The sequence below is a fragment of the Pedobacter nyackensis genome (assembly GCF_900176505.1).
GTDB classification, from domain to species: Bacteria; Bacteroidota; Bacteroidia; order Sphingobacteriales; family Sphingobacteriaceae; genus Pedobacter; species Pedobacter nyackensis.
On sequence record NZ_FWYB01000004.1, the window covers coordinates 238405 to 255318 of the forward strand.

Consider the following 16914-nt stretch of genomic DNA (forward strand, 5'->3'; position numbering starts at 1 on the left):
GAAATGATGAAATCGGGTTTGATTGGTTTGCCTCTGTTGTTGATCAACTTTATAGGACAGGCCCAGCAGATTACTTTAAAGAATGACTTAATACAACGGACATTCTCCTATACAGATAAAACATGGCGTACCACAGCGTTCTCAGATATGAATGGAGACCGCACTTTGAAGGTGATCAGCGAAGAGTTTAATATTTTACCGATAGGCAGAAATCAGACGCTTTCAGTGGCAGATTTTACTTCGACGGTAAAGCCAAAGTTTTATAAAAAGGGAGATACCTCATTTTTAGAAATAAGCTATAAGCCAAAGCCAGTTGCATTGACAAATCCTGCTTGTCCTGACGAGTTGATTGCCTGTCATTTTGTGGTAAAGGGGCAACGATTTATCCGTAAAAAAATCAAGTTGTTATTTAACAAGGAAGCTACTGTTGATCGACTTGAAGTAGAGCGATTTATATCTAAAGGAGATCAGAGTGGTGGAGGCAGGGGCGAACCGGTATTTGTTAACAATACCTGGTTTTTTGGACTTGAATATCCTGCAGGTTATTCCAGATGTATGGATGGAAATTTTCCTGCCTCATTTGGACGTTATTATGATAAAGTTGGAAATTATAGTTTTATTGATCTTGAAGGAAGAGACATTGCACCTGGTTGTGCGCAAGGAACAATCAGGTTGATGCATTTTCCAGGATATTCCATTCCTAAGCAGAAACAATTTGAGATTTTAAGTAAAACCAGCGTAGCAGGTTTTACTTCCAAGAATGGTCAGGCAAAAAATGCGTTTATGCAATACCTTGCTACACTTTGGAAATCCCCACGCTCTTTTTTAAACTACAACAATTGGTTTGATAAAAGTGCAAAGAATCTGAAAGGAGAGGCCTTTGTGAACGTGTACAAAAAGTATAAGAAAATTGTTGAACCTTACGGGGTTAAAATTGATGCCATGGTACCTGATGATGGCTGGCAGAATAGAAATGGTATATGGGAACCTTTGCCTGATTTTTTTCCAAATGGTGATGCTGACCTGGCCTTGTTAGGTAAAAGGTTAAAAGAAGAGGGTACTGGTTTGGGGCTCTGGTTATCGGTAAATGGTTATAACAACAATATAAATTGGGGTTTAAAAAATGGCTACCGGGAAGCGAAACGAAATTCTTATTTCAAGCAGTACAACAGGTATTATAGCCTATCTGCTACAAAATATAAGGAGGCCATATTAAAAAGAGTTCCTGAATTAGCTAAAAAAGCTAATTTGGTTTATTTTAAGCATGATTTTAATGAGTTGTGTGATCTTGACTCAGGCAACAATCACCCAGCTACAGATCGGCACGGGCATGAGGCAAATCTTGATGTTGCATTAGAGGTATTAACAGCGACAAGAAAAGTAAAGCCAGAGATTTTTCAGAATCTTACGAATTGGATCTGGTTTTCGCCATGGTGGCTTCAATACGCGGATTATCTATGGATGTTAGCCGGTGATGATGGAGTGAATGGTAATACCCCTGAAATTTCAACTAAGGCGATGTTTACTACAGATCGGGACACTTACCTCTGGCGATTATATGGCAATGAACAAGACAGACCCCTGGTGCCTATTTCGCGTTTAATGACGCATGGGATTCTTCAAACTTCAGTAAAGGATAAGGATATTCCATTACAGGACTGGATGGATTATGTGCTGATGCACTATGGCAGGGGTACCCTGCTTAAAGAATGGTATGTGTCAATAGACGCCATGACGACTGACCAATGGAAAACATTATGTGCTGTACATAATTGGGCAAAGAAGCATGAAAGGGAATTGAACAATGCCCAATTTGTTGGAGGAAGGCCAGATGAAGGAAACGTGTATGGCTATATTGGATGGGAAAAGGATAAAGCGGTATTAGTTGCCCGTAATGCTGGAGTTCATACTCAAAAATTAATTATTCCTTTTAATGCTGGAACAGGGTTCTATGGTGTTGAAGGTCATGATTTTAAATTAAACGTGGTTTATCCATACCGTGATAGTTATCCTGCTTCTTTTGTGTCAGGGAAACCAATGGAAGTTGAAATTCCCGGATACTCAACAATGGCATTTGAAATTGAAAGGGGAAAACCTGGAGTTTCCAACGTGCAGAACCAGCCGATTTTAAATGAGAAAACAATAAGAGAATCTGACGGCACGCTGAAAACGGTACTAACGGTGCCGGTAAATGTTAAAGGACGCTGTGATTTGCTTTTAATCGGTTATCCTGATGTGCCGGAGTTGTTTATTAATGGTGCTGAAGTTAAGGCTAGTCGTAGTAACAAGGCTTTATTGAATAATTTTGCTGGTTATGCCAGATCAGGTATGCCTAGTACTAAGGCGGTAGACTGGAAGATGGGTGCAATAGATTTATTGCCCTATGCCGGTAAGGAGTTGTTTATCACTTATGGCAAAGCAGACAAATTTGAGAGCCATATTTTGTACGAAGAGATTGTAGAAAAGAAAAATAAGGCTGTGGGGAAAAATGAATTACTGCCTGTTACCAATGATACCAGAAGGTATGTATTTAAATTACATTAATAATCAATGATTTACTTCAATTATAATAGGTCGATTAACCAATAACTTTTATGATGATAAAAAAAATACAATTCCTGCTTTTGATTGCCTTACTGTGCTCAGTAAGGGTATTGGCCGGACATGAAACGAAAAGTGATAATCCCGTTATTACTAATCAGTTTCTAACGGCAACATATAGCGTTAAGTCCAGAAACCTGGAGGTCATCTTTAAGTCGGGCAATAAAACGTTCCTGAAAAATGTGATTCCAAATGGTATCAATGGAACGGTAATTAAGACAAATATGTCTAGTCCTGCCTTCGGTAAGGGGGATGCCTTGATTTTTACAACCGCTGATGGAGGCTCGATATCATTTACCTTGTATGCGTCACAACCTTTTCTGTTTGTAAAACAAACTGTAAAAAATGCTGGAAATGGTACAGTTGATATTCAGAAGCTTAATCCGGTTTCTTTTTCAATTGACCTTAACAAAGAGGCCTCAAAATTAAAGACCTTAGGAACGGGTGGCTTACTTGATGTGGATAAAAATCCTGGTAGTTATGTGTTTTTGACTACTGTAGATCCGGCTACGCGCAATGGAGTTGTAGCAGGTTGGTTGACTAATGAAAAGGGTAGTGGTGTATTGTTTTCTGGTATTCATAATAACCAGGTTGAAATAAAAGCACAAATTGATTACGGACGTCTTCGTTTGGCTGCCGGAGCTACTGAAGCCACTGAAACCTTGCTTATCGGGTATTTTGATGATGCTCGTTTGGGTGAAGAGAAATTTGCTGATGCGATTGCTAAGCAACAACATATCAAATTAAAGCCCCGCGCTGCTGTTTATTGCACCTGGTATTCCGAAAAAAATGGGGGTGCGGGCACAGAGTCTGAAACCATTAAATTAGCCGGTTTTATTAAAGATCAATTGAAACCTTTTGGACTTGGTGTGTTACAAATTGATGATGAATGGCAAGCAGGAGGCAAATATAATGGCCCTCGTAGGGGCTTTGATCGGGTGAATCCAAAGGGTGGTTATCCTGCAGGAATGACAAAGACTGCTGAGGCTATAAAGGATGCTGGTTTGACTGCCGGAATATGGTGGATGCCTTTTAGCCGTAACCATCAGGATCCGGAATATAAAGATCGTCAGCACTGGTTTGCGCAGCGATTAAATGGGAAGCCTTATGAAACTACATGGGGCGGAACTTCTTTGGATCTTACTAATCCTGAAGTGCAGGATCATATCACTTATGTCGCAAAGAAAATGCAGAGCTGGGGCTATAATTATTTCAAGATGGATGGGCTTTGGACAGGAACGGTTACTGAGCAGGTTTACATTAACGATGGTTATAAAAATGATAGTATTGGAAACAATAAACCCTTATATGATCCTTTTAAAACTCAAATTGAGGCTTTTAGGGAGGGGCTGAAGCTTATTCGTAAGGCTACAGGTGAAGATATGTTTCTTTCAGGATGTTGCGTGAGCCAGAACATGAGGTCATTTGGTGCTTCAATGGGCTTAGTGAACTCGATGCGTATTGGTCCCGATTTTAATCATGACGGACAAAGTATCCGTACCGGTGTAATACGCGCATCAAGGTTATACTTTTTAAATGGAAAGGTTTGGTGGAATGATCCTGATCCTTCGATGATCCGAGAAGCGGGTAAATCAACTGCTGATGGTGCGGCAGGCGGAATTGGGAATTTAACAAGGGCGCGTTTGCTGCCTTCATTTGTTGCTGTTTCGGCGCAATTTTTTCTAAGTAGTGATTGGCTTCCGGATTTGCCGGTAGACAGGCTGGAAATTATGAAGCGTTGTATGGCTTCGCATACCGGAACTGCACGCCCGGTTGACGCCTTTGATAAATCACTTCCTTCTGTTTGGTTGGCCACAGACAAAAAGTCTGGCACTGATCGTAATGTATTGGGCTTGTTTAATTGGGACACCAGCGTGCAAAAGATTCGCACTTCATTGAACTATGCAGGATTAAATGATAAAATGCATTATTATGCCTTTGATTTCTGGGCAAACAAACCACTTCAGGATATTTATAGTTCGATTGAAGAGGAACTTCCTTCAGAGTCATGTAAGATAATAGCCCTACGTGCCAAATCAAATCATCCTGTTGTAGTTTCTACCTCTCAGCATGTAACTCAGGGTATGATTGATCTCCAAAAAGAAGAATGGAAAGGTGAAACACTTTCTGGAACAAGTAGTCTCATTGCTGGTGATCCTTATGAAATGCGTATTGCAGGAATGAATGATGGCGGAAACTGGAAGTTAAACAAAGCTGCAATCGTTGGAAATAGTGAAGGAATAAGCATTGAAGTGTTACCCCAATCAGAAAAAGGATGGGTGAGGGTAGTCATTAAAAGCAACGAGAGCAGGAAAATAAAGTGGAATTTGAAATTCACGAAATAGAAATTATCTAAGTATAAATATGATGTCTTTTGTTTTTTTTAAAAAAGTAAGTACAACTATTGTCGGTATATTATTCATTGCGACAGGAGTTTTTGCACAGGAAGAGAAGCTAAATAATGCTGATTCAGTAGCTTTTAAAGCGATCATTTCTGGCTTAACATTTCCTGATAAAATAGGTCAGGGTACAAAGCGATTAAACCTCCCCAAGGTTGGTTCTGGCTATGAGCTTTCGCTTTATGGTTCAAGTAAAAAGCCAGTTATTGATGTGGATGGAAAGGTGTATCAGCCCTTAACCGACTGCGAAGTTCAATTGGTATTCAAGTTAAAAAACAAAACGAATAGCCGTGCTTATGAATTTCCTCATGCGATTAAAGTAACGGGGCAGTTTCGTCCGCAGTCGGGCGTAAATAAGCAGCCTTTTGTAATTCCTTCCTTGCAGGAATGGAATGGCGGAAATGGTAGTTTTAAATTATCAGCTAACAGCAGAATCATTGTGAGTCCTGAAGCCAAAAAGCTTTTAGCTCCTGCAGCTGACATCTTTTTGAATGAGCTTAAGGAATTAACAGGTCATTCGGCTCTGACTATTGCCACGGGTAAAGCAAAGCCAGGGGACATTGTACTGAGTATTGATCCTACGCTGAAAAACTTCGGAGAGGAAGGCTATGTGATGAATATAGATCAGACGGTAAACATTAGTGCAGCTTATTATAAAGGTGCTTTTTGGGGCACAAGGACTGTTTTGCAGCTATTGGAACAAGATCCGGCACATAGTCGTATTGTTAAAGGCAAGACTCACGATTATCCGAAATTTGAAGTAAGAGGCCTGGTACTGGATGTTGCACGTAAGTTCTTTACGCTTGATTTCCTAAAGCATTATGTGAAAATGATGGCCTACTATAAAATGGGCGACTTTCACATTCACTTGAACGACAATGGTTTTAAGCAGTTTTTTGGAAATGATTGGAATAAAACTTACTCCGCATTCAGATTGGAAAGCAGTACTTATCCGGAGTTGACAGCTAAAGATGGACATTATACTAAAGCTGAATTTAAAGAATTACAGAAAACAGCTCAATTGTATGGTATGCGTGTTATTCCAGAGATTGATGTGCCTGCCCATTCGCTTGCCTTTACCAAGGTGTTTCCTGAGATCGGAAGTAAGGCTTATGGAATGGATCACCTGGATATCAATAACCCTAAAACTTATGAGGTTATAGATAATGTTTTTAAAGAGTATATAGCAGGAAAGGATCCTGTTTTTGTTGATCCTGAGGTGCATATTGGAACTGATGAGTATGCAAAAAAGGAGGCAGAAGGTTTTAGGAAATTTACCGACCATTATATTCGCTTTGTACAGGGATTTGGTAAGAAAGTACGCTTATGGGGTGCATTAACACATGCACAGGGCAATACGCCGGTAACCTCTTCAGGGGTGACCATGAATGCCTGGTACAACGGTTATGCGGATCCGAAAGAAATGGTACGTTTAGGATACGATCAGATCAGTACACCAGACGGATTGTTGTATATTGTTCCGGCTGCGGGCTATTATTATGACTTTTTAAATGTTAAGCGCTTATACGAAAGCTGGGAGCCTAACCAGATCGGTAAAGAAGTATTTCTGATGGGGCATCCTAAAATAAGAGGAGGAATGTTTGCGGTATGGAATGACCATGTGGGAAATGGAATCACGATGAAAGATGTGCATCAGAGGGTTTTTCCGGCAATGCAGGTACTTGCGGAAAAGATGTGGACCGGAAAAACTGATCAGTCTAATTGGGATGCTTTCGCTAAAAATAAAGTGAATATAGGCGAAGGACCGGGACTTAATATGCGTGGTACTGTTGACTCGCCTACTGCAGATGGCCTGGTTTTAAAGGATGATCTGACTGCTAAGGGAGGTAACCTAAACGGAAATAAATCCATTGAATTGCCACTTAAAGAAATCGGCTATCCATATTCTGTTTCGTTTACTTTGAAGCCTGCACAAGGAAATAAAGGGGATGCAATTCTTTTTAAATCGGAAAATGCAAAGGTATTTATGCAACAAAACGATGGATTGAGAATGGGCTTTAGTCGTGAGAATTATACTGATCTTTTTGAATTTGTATTTGCCGCAGATAAGAGCTATAAGATTATGCTCACAGGAAATGAAAAAGGTACATGGTTATACGTTGATGGAGCACTGGTTCAGAGAATGGAGGGCAAAAAGTTAAGCTTTGAAACTACAGATGGTAAAATTAGTCGAATGCAAACCCTGGTGTTCCCTTTACACCATATAGGAGATACAAAAAATGGCTTTTTCGGCATGATTTCGGATCTTAAGGTTTATAACAAGCGTTTGAATGAATCAGATATTGCTGATTTAAATAAAATTTAGAATGTATGGTGGTTGAGTTATTCAGAGCAATAAAATGTCGATAACGGTCAAATTAGCATCAATTTGGGGAGTAGAAAACCAATAGATTTGAATTTGTTAACCACAAGAAACCAAAACCACAAGAAACCAAAACCAGATGAATTTAATCGATGTAAGAAAACGCATGAATGTTAAAATAATGCTACTGATGTTATTCGTAGCATTTAATTTCTCTGCCAAAGCGCAATGGAATTTTAGTACGGATTACTTTAAAATCCATATTAACAATAAAGGATTTATTACCAGTATGAAAAATATCACGGTTGCCCCCAATCGGGAATTTAGCCCTGCTGATAAACCTTCTCCGTTAATGAGTGTTTATGATAGCAAGAAAAATGTTTATTATAAACCAATCAAGGCGATCTATAACAAGAGTAACCAATCTATCACACTAAACTATCCAAACGGTTCTCGTGCTAAAATCTTGCTTTTGGCTAAAGAAAAATATTTTAAATTAACCTTGCAATCGCTTAGCCCACGCAATGGAGTTGATGGTGTTCAATGGGGTACACTCCATACGAATATTACCAATTTGTTCGGTGAAATTATTGGTGTGGCACGTGACACGAGCGAAGTTCATAACTACGCCATTGGCATGCTTGCCCTTGACGACAATACACTTGGTGGAACATCTGAGACCGTAGCTGATGCAGCTCCTTTTCAATATGTTATCCATACGCCGGATGCAGCGCGTTTTCCTTTACCCAATAACTTGCATGAAGGACAGGTTTTTTCACTTGGTGGTGATGGAATTAGTGATGTAGCTTTTTACGCGCATAAAGAACCTTATTACAGAATATTATACGGGAATACCGCTATGGTTGATAATAAAGGAAGAATCTCCATCAACTATCATTCAAGAGACAGGACATTTAAAAGAGAAGTCTATTATTCGTTAATACCGCATATGTCTGCAAATACGCCAAACCACATTGAGGTCCAGCCATTGCCAGGTGTAGATTATATAGGATCGTCGGTTGCCTTATGGGGAAGCCCGGACAGCACAGCATTGATGGATGTCATTCAGACTGTTGTGTTGAAAGAAGGATTGCCATATCCTACAATTAATGGTAAATGGGTGAAAGATCCAGCCGCCTATGTGCCGGATGCGCTTACTGCAGGAGGATTGTACGATAATGTGATCTCCTATGCTTCCAGAATGGGTTTTAAGGCAATAAGTTTATATGATCAGGGATTTTTAAAGGCTAATCGCGGCAATAATGGTTATTTAGATGGACCGAATTTTGAGAAAAAACCCTTGAAGTTAACATCCGGAAATAAATCGCATAAGGAGTTTTCAGAAATGGCTGCAAAGTATGGAATCACAATTGGAAGGACGCCAATTACCAATGCTTTGGCTCCTGGAACCAAAGATGCAAGTCCAATTCCAAGCGACAGTCTTTGTTACCAGCAAAAACGGGTATTGATGAATAACCTCAGTTCAACCGATACCATTATTATCGTAGACGATCCTAAGCATCTTGAGGAAATTGGAAGCTGGCAAGGGCATGTTAAAAGCCTGAATATGGTTAAAATAGGAAAAGAACTGATTCATTACATGGGCATTTCTGATACAAAACCCTACAGACTTTTAAAAGTAAAGCGTGGATATTGGAATACTACACCATCAAGCCATAAAGCTAAGGATGATGTTTTGAAGCTTCAGGTAACTATAAATTACGGATATGATGGGGTAATTCCAAATATGGAATTGCAGGATAAAATTGCTGAACACTATGCCGATGTTTGTTCCATCAATGGATTGGGATATTACGATTTTGATGGGCAAGAATTTTTGTTTAACAATGGACATGGCTATTACTCAACAAAGCGGTTTTTCCGTAAAATGTTCGAAAGGGCAGCAAAGAATGGTATTCCTCATATTCGTTTTACGGGTGCTACTTTATCCGAAGGCTCATGGCATTATCAAAGTATCTGGAATGTTGGTGGAGGGAAAAACCTATACGATGCAGACACCAGAGAGTGGGGCAGCAGTACGAGTCAGGGTAAAGACCTTAAAGATGTAACTTATTCTAATTATTTTCCAGTGGGTATGGGTGGAAACTTTCCGATCAAAGCCAATTCAACAGTTGAACAATATGAGCATATTCAGGCTATTTCTGTTGGGGTGGGATCAACATACAGTATGACTTTAAATCAGAAGGATGTTGAAAGTTGTCCTCAAAAGGATGCAATTTTTGATGTCATCAGGACCTGGGAAGATGCCAGGGCAGCGAATGCATTTCCACGTTTACTTAAGAAGCAATTGGAAGATCCTAAGAAAGACTGGACTTTACAAAAAATAGATAACAATAGCTGGACTTTATACCAGAAAATTAATGGTGCAAAAACCAACCCTGTAGTTTTAAAAAGGGCTAAAGGGTATTAATCTCTTTGCTATCTCTTTAAGAGAGAAGTTTCAATTGTAGCTCATGGAATAGATAGTTTTAATCGCCAATAAATAATATAATGAAGACTTTTAAAGTAATTGGGAAACCTTTCTTTTTTTTAATGATGTTTACGCTGATTGCTAACATTTCCTTTTCCAAAGTCCCGGGGAAATTGGCTGAGCTCAAATCGCCTGATGGTAAGTTACAAGTTGTGTTTACTTCTGGTTCCGATGGGAGTATGTGTTATTCCTTAATAGCAGATGGTAAACTTTTGTTGAAACCTTCACGTATTGGATTAAATGTTCCAAAAGCTCCGGTATTTGAATTCAAACAGCCGAAGTCGGTTAAAAAAGTTTGGCGACCAGTTTGGGGTAAAAGAAGTTTGGTTAACGATACTTACAGAGAAATAGCGATTGTATCGGATATTTATACCATAAAAGTCAGGGCTTATAATGATGGAATTGCTTTTAGATATGAAGACGGACACTCTCCATCTGAATTGACGGAATTTAATTTTGCCGGAAATTATACCGCTTGGTATTATAATGGAGAAAACCACAATATCGGTCCCGAAAAATTGCAGGATGCCAAAGGTCTACGGAGGCCTGTTGTAACCATTAAAGCTGCTGAAAATCAATTTATGGCTATTCATGAGGCTAATTTGGAAAGTGGGGAGCAGTTGTTGTTGCAGCCGGTAGCTGGAAGTGCTTCGTTTCAGGTTCCTTCCAAAAGAGCAAAAGCCTGGCGGGTAATTATGTATGGTAGAACACCTGGACAACTGGTTGATTCTCATTTGCTGGAATTGTTAAACCCTGAACCGGAGTCAGGATATGATTTTTCCTGGGTTAAACCCGGGGTGGCACTTTGGGATTGGAGAATTAATGGGGCAGAAGTTAATGGATTTAAGTATCAGATGTCGCTCCCATCATGGAAAAGAATGATAGATTTTGCTGGTGCCAACAAAATTCCTTCATTGGTATTAGATGCCAACTGGTATGGTGCGGAATTTAATAAAGATTCAGATCCTTTAAAGGGAGGGAAAGCAGCTGATGTAAAGGAACTGATCAAATATGGTAAAGAAAGGGGAGTAGGGGTCTGGTTATACCTTAATGATGTAGGAGGAAAAGCATTTCCGATCGAAGCGATTATAAAACAGTATGGCGACTGGGGAGCGGTAGGTATTAAATACGGATTTATGAGCGGTAGTTTCGAGGAAAAGAACATAAGAACCAGGCTGATCACGAAATTATGCGCCCAAAACCATTTAATGGTAGACTATCATGATGATCCGGTTCATCCTTACGGACAAATGCGTACATGGCCCAATGCGGTCACCCGTGAATTTTGTTTCGCTCAGTTAGACGGCCATCATGTATTTGATCCAAAAACATTTGTGACAACGGTGTTTGTGAATATGCTTGCCGGGCCATTAGATATGAATAATGGGGTGTTTGATATGGAACAAAAAGGCCGGGTGGATTATGGTCATCCGGTTCCTTCTACCATTGTTGCTGAAGCAGCACGAACGTTGATTACCTTTTCGGGTGCTACTATTATACCTGACATTCCCGAATATTATAACAAACATCCTGAACTATTCAAGTTCATTACGGCTGAAAAAATGCCATGGAAGGAAAGTAAAACATTGAGTGGTGAAATTGGGGAATACATTGTAATGGCTCGTAAGGCATCGACAGGAAAATGGCTAATTGGTGCAGCAACGAATGAAAGCGCTAGAGTGTTGCGGATTCCTTTGAGCTTTTTGGAGCCAGGAATGTATAAGGCATTGATCATAAAGGATGGGAAAAATGCTAGCTATTTGTCAAATAAAGAAGAATATGTAACTGTAAACACGAACCTTACACATAAGCAGTTTATTGATGTTGAACTGGCACCTGGGGGTGGGGCTTGTGTTTTATTAGAAGCAAAATAACATTTATAATAGTCAATTTAACGGTTGTAATTTTCCATTTAAATATTGAAACTTGATGGTCCGAGGAAATAAGAAAAATGATAATAACCGTTAATAGTGCCATGACCAATAAGTTAAATGATAATTTAATGAAAACGGATTTCTTGGATAGAATGGTATTGGGAACCGCTGGGTTGGGTGGTGTTTGGGGTAAGGTTGACCAGCAGGAGTCGATTAAGACGATTATTGATGCAATGGAGTGTGGGGTAAACCATATCGATACAGCTCCAGCTTATGGAAATGCAGAAGAACTGTTAGGTCTTGCCCTTAAGCAATGGTCTGGCAGAAAACCATTCTTAAGTACTAAGGTAGGGCGACTTAAGTCTTTCGGGGTTGAAGGTCAACATTATGATTTTTCGGCAAAGGGAATGAAGCGTAGTATTGAATCAAGCCTTAAGATACTCGGAAGAACGGAGGTTGATTTACTATTGCTACACGATCCTTTGCATGTGCCCGAAGCGGAATTCGAGTCTGTAGTGAATAATTTGATTGAGTTGAAGCGAAATGGGTATTCGAGATATATTGGCCTGGGTGGTAATGCGCCGGAGGGGTTTCTGCCTTATTTGCAAGCAGGTGTTTTTGATGTTGTAATGGAGTTTAACAAGTTGAATGCCAGTAATACTGAAAGTTTAGACACCATGCTGCCATTTTGTAACCAAAGCAAAACTACCTACTACGCAGCGAGTCCACTGAATATGGGATTATTAGGTGTCAGTTATTCCGCTTTTACTAATACTCCCCCCGAATGGTTAGCCAAAGAACAGGTTAACAGTGCGATTCGAATTCATGCTGTTGCACTAAAATATGGCATTCCACTCAGCGAGCTTTCCTACAGGTTTCTGCTGAACATTCCTTATGATTTTAAAATCGTTACCGGACCCAGCAATAGAACTGAATTTCGTGACCTCTTCAATTCTTTAAATCTGGGGCCTCTGCCCAAAGCCATATATAATGAGATTGTTCAAATTAACAAAAATGTATTAGATGAATCAGATAGATAATGAAATTTTCAATATCAAAAGGATCAAAATCCGCATTCTTGAGCAGGTAGCAGCGGTTATACCTTTTCAGGATGCAACAATGGGCCCCTTCCCACATTTTGGTATCTCTATTATTACCCTTGAAGATAATGATGGAAATATCGGGGAATCACCTGTTTATAATAGCTATCTGAATATTCTGGAAACCTGTTTGTTTCCAATACTTTTTCATAGTCAAAATGTCCCTTATCGGGAATTCTTTCCATTGCTATACTGGTCTATCAGGAACGAAGGCTTTAAAGGTGCCGCTTCAGCCCTTTTGGGACAGCTGGATATGGCTTTATATGATCTTGCTGCGAGAAGGAAGGGGATTCCTTTGCATCAATATATGGGCGCAGTTGAAAACGAGGTAAAGATGTACGGAAGTGGGGGGGGGACGAATTATTCCTTTGCTCAATTGGAACAGGAAGTGAATTTTTTTCTTGAAGCAGGAGTGGACTGTTACAAAATGAAAATAGGGAAGGATTTTGGGAAAAATATGAAAGAGGATATCACAAGAGTGAAATTTGTGAAAAATCTCCTTGGTAATGGGGTTAGACTGGCCGTGGATGCTAATCAGGTTTGGAACTGTACGGATGTATTCAATTTTATAGATGCCGTTGGGGAGGACAATTTATCTTGGATTGAGGAGCCTATACATTCGGCAGCTTATGATCTGATTGAAACCCTATGTAAGGCGACAAAGGTGACTGTTGCATATGGGGAGTCTGAACGGACATCAAAGATTTTTCCCACACTGGTGAACTGCGGCGTTAGACATCTGCAACCTGTTCCTACGCAAATCGGGGGGATAAAAGAATGGCTGGAAGTCAGAGATCTTTCTATAAATAAGAAATTAGATTTTTCTTCTGGTGGATATTCTCTATATTCAGCGTTCCTAATGGCAGCATCCAATGGGGTTGGGATGATAGAATACCTATATTCCATCATGTACGGACTGGAGAAATATTTTCTCGTATATCCATCTTGGCGGAATGGAAAGTTTATATTTCCAGATATTGCAGGCATACCAGTTCGAATTGATTGGGATAACTGCTATCGGGAGAATAGGATAATCAGGGAATTCAAATGGGAACAAGCGGATGTGCCTAGATACAAGCCTATTGTATCTATGTAAAATGAAAATAATTTGGATATATCTTTTGACTACTTCGATTATATAGTACTGGGAACATACATCCTGGTGTTGCTCATTATCGGTTTTTTTATGAATAAAAAAGGACCAGCCGGAGAAGATATATTTCTCGGTGGAAGAAGTCTGAAGTGGTGGCAAATCGGATTCTCGATGTTTAGTGCCAACGCCGGACCAATGATGCTCATAGGCTTTGCAGGTATAGGCTTTAGCCATGGGATGGTTGGAGCGAACTTTGAATGGTTGGCCTGGATATTCCTTTTAATGCTTTCGGTAATTTTTCTCCCCTATTATCTTAAATCTGGAATTAGTACGATCCCGCAATTTTTGCTAATCCGTTTCGGCAAAAGATCATATACCTTCCTTATTGCCTACAGCCTGGTTTCAGTGTTAGTGGTTTGGCTTGGAAGTGCACTTTATGCAGGAGGATTGCTGATTTCTTCAATTTTCGGCGTCTCAATTTATCTGCCGATAATTATTATTGCAGCAATTGCCACAAGTTTTACAGCTACGGGTGGTTTAAAAGCTGTCGTTCGAACGAGTATATTTCAGTCCCTTATTATTATCGTTTCGTCAGTTTTTCTGGTATTTCTTGGATTAAAAGAAATCGGTGGCTTGGATGCATTTATTGCGAAGACACCTAAAAATTATTGGAAGCTTTTTCTGCCTTCAGACAATGTTGAATATAGTTGGATAGCCATTGTGCTTGGCTATCCTGTAGCGGCTATATACTACTGGTGTGCAGATCAAACCATTGTTCAAAAGGTGCTGGCAGCTCAGGATCTTAAACAAGGGCAATATGGAACGGTGTTTATCGCTGTACTCAAGATCATTATGCCTGTTATTTTCATTATTCCTGGAATTATGTGTTATGTACTGTTTCGGGAAAGTGCACGTGCCGACAATGCCTATATCGTTATGGTCACTAAACTTATGCCCCACGGGCTTCTTGGTCTTGCCGTTGCGGCATTAATTGCTGCACTAATTGATACGGTTTCTTCGAGCCTTAATTCTTTTTGCACTGTTTTTACTTTGGATCTGGTTCCTTTATTCAAGGAACAGGATAAAGCGCAACAGATTCGTATGGGGAAATGGATTACCGTAGGAGCTGCAGTATTTGGTGTGCTTGTTGCGATTGGTTTTGCGAATTCAGGCAAGAATTTCTTTGAACTTACACAAGGCTTGGTTTCGATTTTTGCCCCCCCGCTGTCGGTAGTCTTTTTGGCCGGTATTAGTTGGAAAAGAATAAATGCAATATCAGTGGAGAGTGTACTGTATGGTGGAGGAACGCTTTGTACAATAATTGGGGCATGCAATGTTTTCAATTATCCATATGAAGGTTTTTGGCCTCATTTTCTAATGCTTTCATTTTATCTTTTTCTTTTTTTGGGGATTGTAATCGTTTTAATCACTTTGTTTTCTGCTAAGAAAGAAGATAAGCTTACTGATAGGACAATGATTCTTAGTGAACTGAGACTTCATAAAAATAAGAATTTGCGGGTAGTCTGGGGATTGCTTGCTGTAATTATGGTGCTTTTATATGTGTTTTTTAATTAAAAAATAAAATATGATCAAGATTTTAAAATTGTTTTTATTGTGTGTTTGTTTTGCTTCATGCGGGACATCTGAGCAACCCTTAGTTGTAAATAAATATAACGAGCATGTTTTTGTGGTCAATATTGCTCCTGGCGAACAGAAATTACAGGAGTATCTCAACTACCATAAAAAGGTATGGCCTGAGGTTGAAGCAGGGTTTAAAAAGGCTGGTTATAAACAGATTTCTCTTTATCGTTTTGATCATCTTGTGGTGATGCGAATTTTGGTAGACAAAGGTGCTGATCTTGATCAATTGGGCAAATTGTCAGAGTCTTACAGCCCAAAATGTAAGGAATGGAACAAGTTAATGGGAGCGTATCAAGTAGGTGTTAATGGTACAGCCCCCGATCAAAAATGGGTCGAAACTGAGTTGTTTTACGAATATTTGAACTAGTCCTGAAAGACGCTCCTATATTGTTTGGTGAAATCGCGAGGTGAAAGTCCTTTAACTTCTTTAAAATGTTTATTAAAATTTGAGATGTTATTATAACCGCTCATATAACAGGTTTCCGTTACATTGTGTTTGCCTTCCATCAGTAGTTTTGCAGCATGTCCTATTCTGATCTCTTTAATAAAATCTACAAGCGTCCGATTGGTTTTTAATTTGAAAAATCTGCAGAAGGCGGCTGTAGACATCGGTATAATTTCGGCCACATCATTCAGAGAAATGTCTTCCCTGAAATTCTTGAAGATATAGTCAAATACCCGGTTGATTTTTTTAGCCTCAGTTGAGCTCTCAAAAACGTTGTAGGATAAGGAGGAAAGCTTCCTGGATGACACGGAATGCGCAAGTAAATCCAGCAACTGAAGCATGAGTGAGGCACGATAAAGGCCTGTCTTATGAAGCATTTCCTTTAGGATTTCTCTTGCCTGTATTACAGTGTCGCCGGTGAATAAAATGCCCATGGAGGCATCAGTAAAGAGTTGTTTTAAGGCAAGGGTTTCAGGTTTCTCTAATAATTCTTTGCCAAGGAAATCAGGAAAGAAATGGACAACAATTGCCTCTGGATCAAGATCGTTTTGTACCGTGCCGTAATACTGCCAGCAATGTGGAAGATAGCTTCCTAAAAGAACCAGTTCAGTCCCCTCGAAGTCTTCAATGTGATCACCCACAAAACGTTTTCCCTTGCAGTTTTCCAACAATGCAATCTCAAAATTGAAATGAGATTTCAATGATGTATATTTCTTAATTTCAAGAATTTCAGATCTTACAGTGAAGGATTCTTCAGGGGGGAAAGTAAAGTTCTCGTATATGAATTGCATTCTATTTGGTCGTTTGTGTGTGGTGTTTTGCTGGTTAAGCTTTACTAAAGTTAAAAAAAAAAATCAAAGCTTGTAGCTTACGTGTTTTTTCACAACAAAAAATGTACAGTAAAAAGTCAAAAAAATACCGGTTATGGAGCTTAAATAAAGATTGCT

The 16914-nt window shown here is 39.5% G+C and carries 10 protein-coding genes; 9 read left to right on the forward strand and 1 reads right to left on the reverse strand.

The annotated features are described in order from the left end of the window. Positions 1-3 precede the first annotated feature (3 nt). The 9 genes from B9A18_RS10765 to B9A18_RS10805 all read left to right on the forward strand — a co-directional run bounded on the left by B9A18_RS10765 (position 4) and on the right by B9A18_RS10805 (position 15889). The gene (locus B9A18_RS10765; protein ID WP_144009460.1) at positions 4-2544 is read left to right on the forward strand and encodes an alpha-amylase family protein; all 2541 of its coding nucleotides are present in this window, start codon (positions 4-6) and stop codon (positions 2542-2544) included. 50 nt (positions 2545-2594) lie between these two features. Continuing rightward, on the forward strand, positions 2595-4946 hold the full coding sequence (locus B9A18_RS10770) for an alpha-amylase family protein (protein WP_084289295.1): 2352 nt from the start codon (positions 2595-2597) through the stop codon (positions 4944-4946). A gap of 19 nt (positions 4947-4965) precedes the next feature. Then, positions 4966-7326, forward strand: a complete 2361-nt coding sequence (locus B9A18_RS10775) for a family 20 glycosylhydrolase (protein WP_084289296.1) — start codon at positions 4966-4968, stop codon at positions 7324-7326. Positions 7327-7462: 136 nt separating this feature from the next. After that, complete coding sequence (locus tag B9A18_RS10780) at positions 7463-9754, forward strand: hypothetical protein (RefSeq protein ID WP_200816344.1); 2292 nt, start codon at positions 7463-7465, stop codon at positions 9752-9754. An 80-nt stretch (positions 9755-9834) separates the two neighbouring features. Next, positions 9835-11688 carry a glycoside hydrolase family 97 protein gene (locus B9A18_RS10785; RefSeq protein WP_200816345.1) on the forward strand — a complete coding sequence of 618 codons (1854 nt, stop codon included), beginning with the start codon at positions 9835-9837 and terminating at the stop codon, positions 11686-11688. A gap of 128 nt (positions 11689-11816) precedes the next feature. Further along, the gene (locus tag B9A18_RS10790; RefSeq protein ID WP_159452628.1) at positions 11817-12728 is read left to right on the forward strand and encodes an aldo/keto reductase; all 912 of its coding nucleotides are present in this window, start codon (positions 11817-11819) and stop codon (positions 12726-12728) included. After that, complete coding sequence (locus B9A18_RS10795; protein ID WP_084289299.1) at positions 12712-13884, forward strand: mandelate racemase/muconate lactonizing enzyme family protein; 1173 nt, start codon at positions 12712-12714, stop codon at positions 13882-13884. The genes B9A18_RS10790 and B9A18_RS10795 overlap by 17 nt, the downstream gene beginning before the upstream one ends. A gap of 12 nt (positions 13885-13896) precedes the next feature. Beyond that, positions 13897-15456, forward strand: coding sequence for a sodium:solute symporter family transporter (locus tag B9A18_RS10800; RefSeq protein ID WP_084289300.1), 1560 nt, complete (start codon positions 13897-13899; stop codon positions 15454-15456). A 10-nt stretch (positions 15457-15466) separates the two neighbouring features. Next, on the forward strand, positions 15467-15889 hold the full coding sequence (locus B9A18_RS10805; protein WP_084289301.1) for an L-rhamnose mutarotase: 423 nt from the start codon (positions 15467-15469) through the stop codon (positions 15887-15889). Here the strand turns inward: B9A18_RS10805 and B9A18_RS10810 are convergent. Next, on the reverse strand, positions 15886-16758 hold the full coding sequence (locus B9A18_RS10810; protein WP_084289302.1) for an AraC family transcriptional regulator: 873 nt from the start codon (positions 16756-16758) through the stop codon (positions 15886-15888). The genes B9A18_RS10805 and B9A18_RS10810 overlap by 4 nt on opposite strands. Between the last annotated feature and the right edge of the window lie 156 nt (positions 16759-16914).

Coding starts and splice junctions, on each gene's coding strand:
- B9A18_RS10770 (WP_084289295.1), top strand. CDS start 2,595: ATGATGATAAAAAAAATACAATTCCTGCTTTTGATTGCCTTACTGTGC.
- B9A18_RS10785 (WP_200816345.1), top strand. CDS start 9,835: ATGAAGACTTTTAAAGTAATTGGGAAACCTTTCTTTTTTTTAATGATG.
- B9A18_RS10810 (WP_084289302.1), bottom strand. CDS start 16,758: ATGCAATTCATATACGAGAACTTTACTTTCCCCCCTGAAGAATCCTTC.
- B9A18_RS10765 (WP_144009460.1), top strand. CDS start 4: ATGATGAAATCGGGTTTGATTGGTTTGCCTCTGTTGTTGATCAACTTT.
- B9A18_RS10805 (WP_084289301.1), top strand. CDS start 15,467: ATGATCAAGATTTTAAAATTGTTTTTATTGTGTGTTTGTTTTGCTTCA.
- B9A18_RS10780 (WP_200816344.1), top strand. CDS start 7,463: ATGAATTTAATCGATGTAAGAAAACGCATGAATGTTAAAATAATGCTA.
- B9A18_RS10790 (WP_159452628.1), top strand. CDS start 11,817: ATGAAAACGGATTTCTTGGATAGAATGGTATTGGGAACCGCTGGGTTG.
- B9A18_RS10795 (WP_084289299.1), top strand. CDS start 12,712: ATGAATCAGATAGATAATGAAATTTTCAATATCAAAAGGATCAAAATC.
- B9A18_RS10775 (WP_084289296.1), top strand. CDS start 4,966: ATGATGTCTTTTGTTTTTTTTAAAAAAGTAAGTACAACTATTGTCGGT.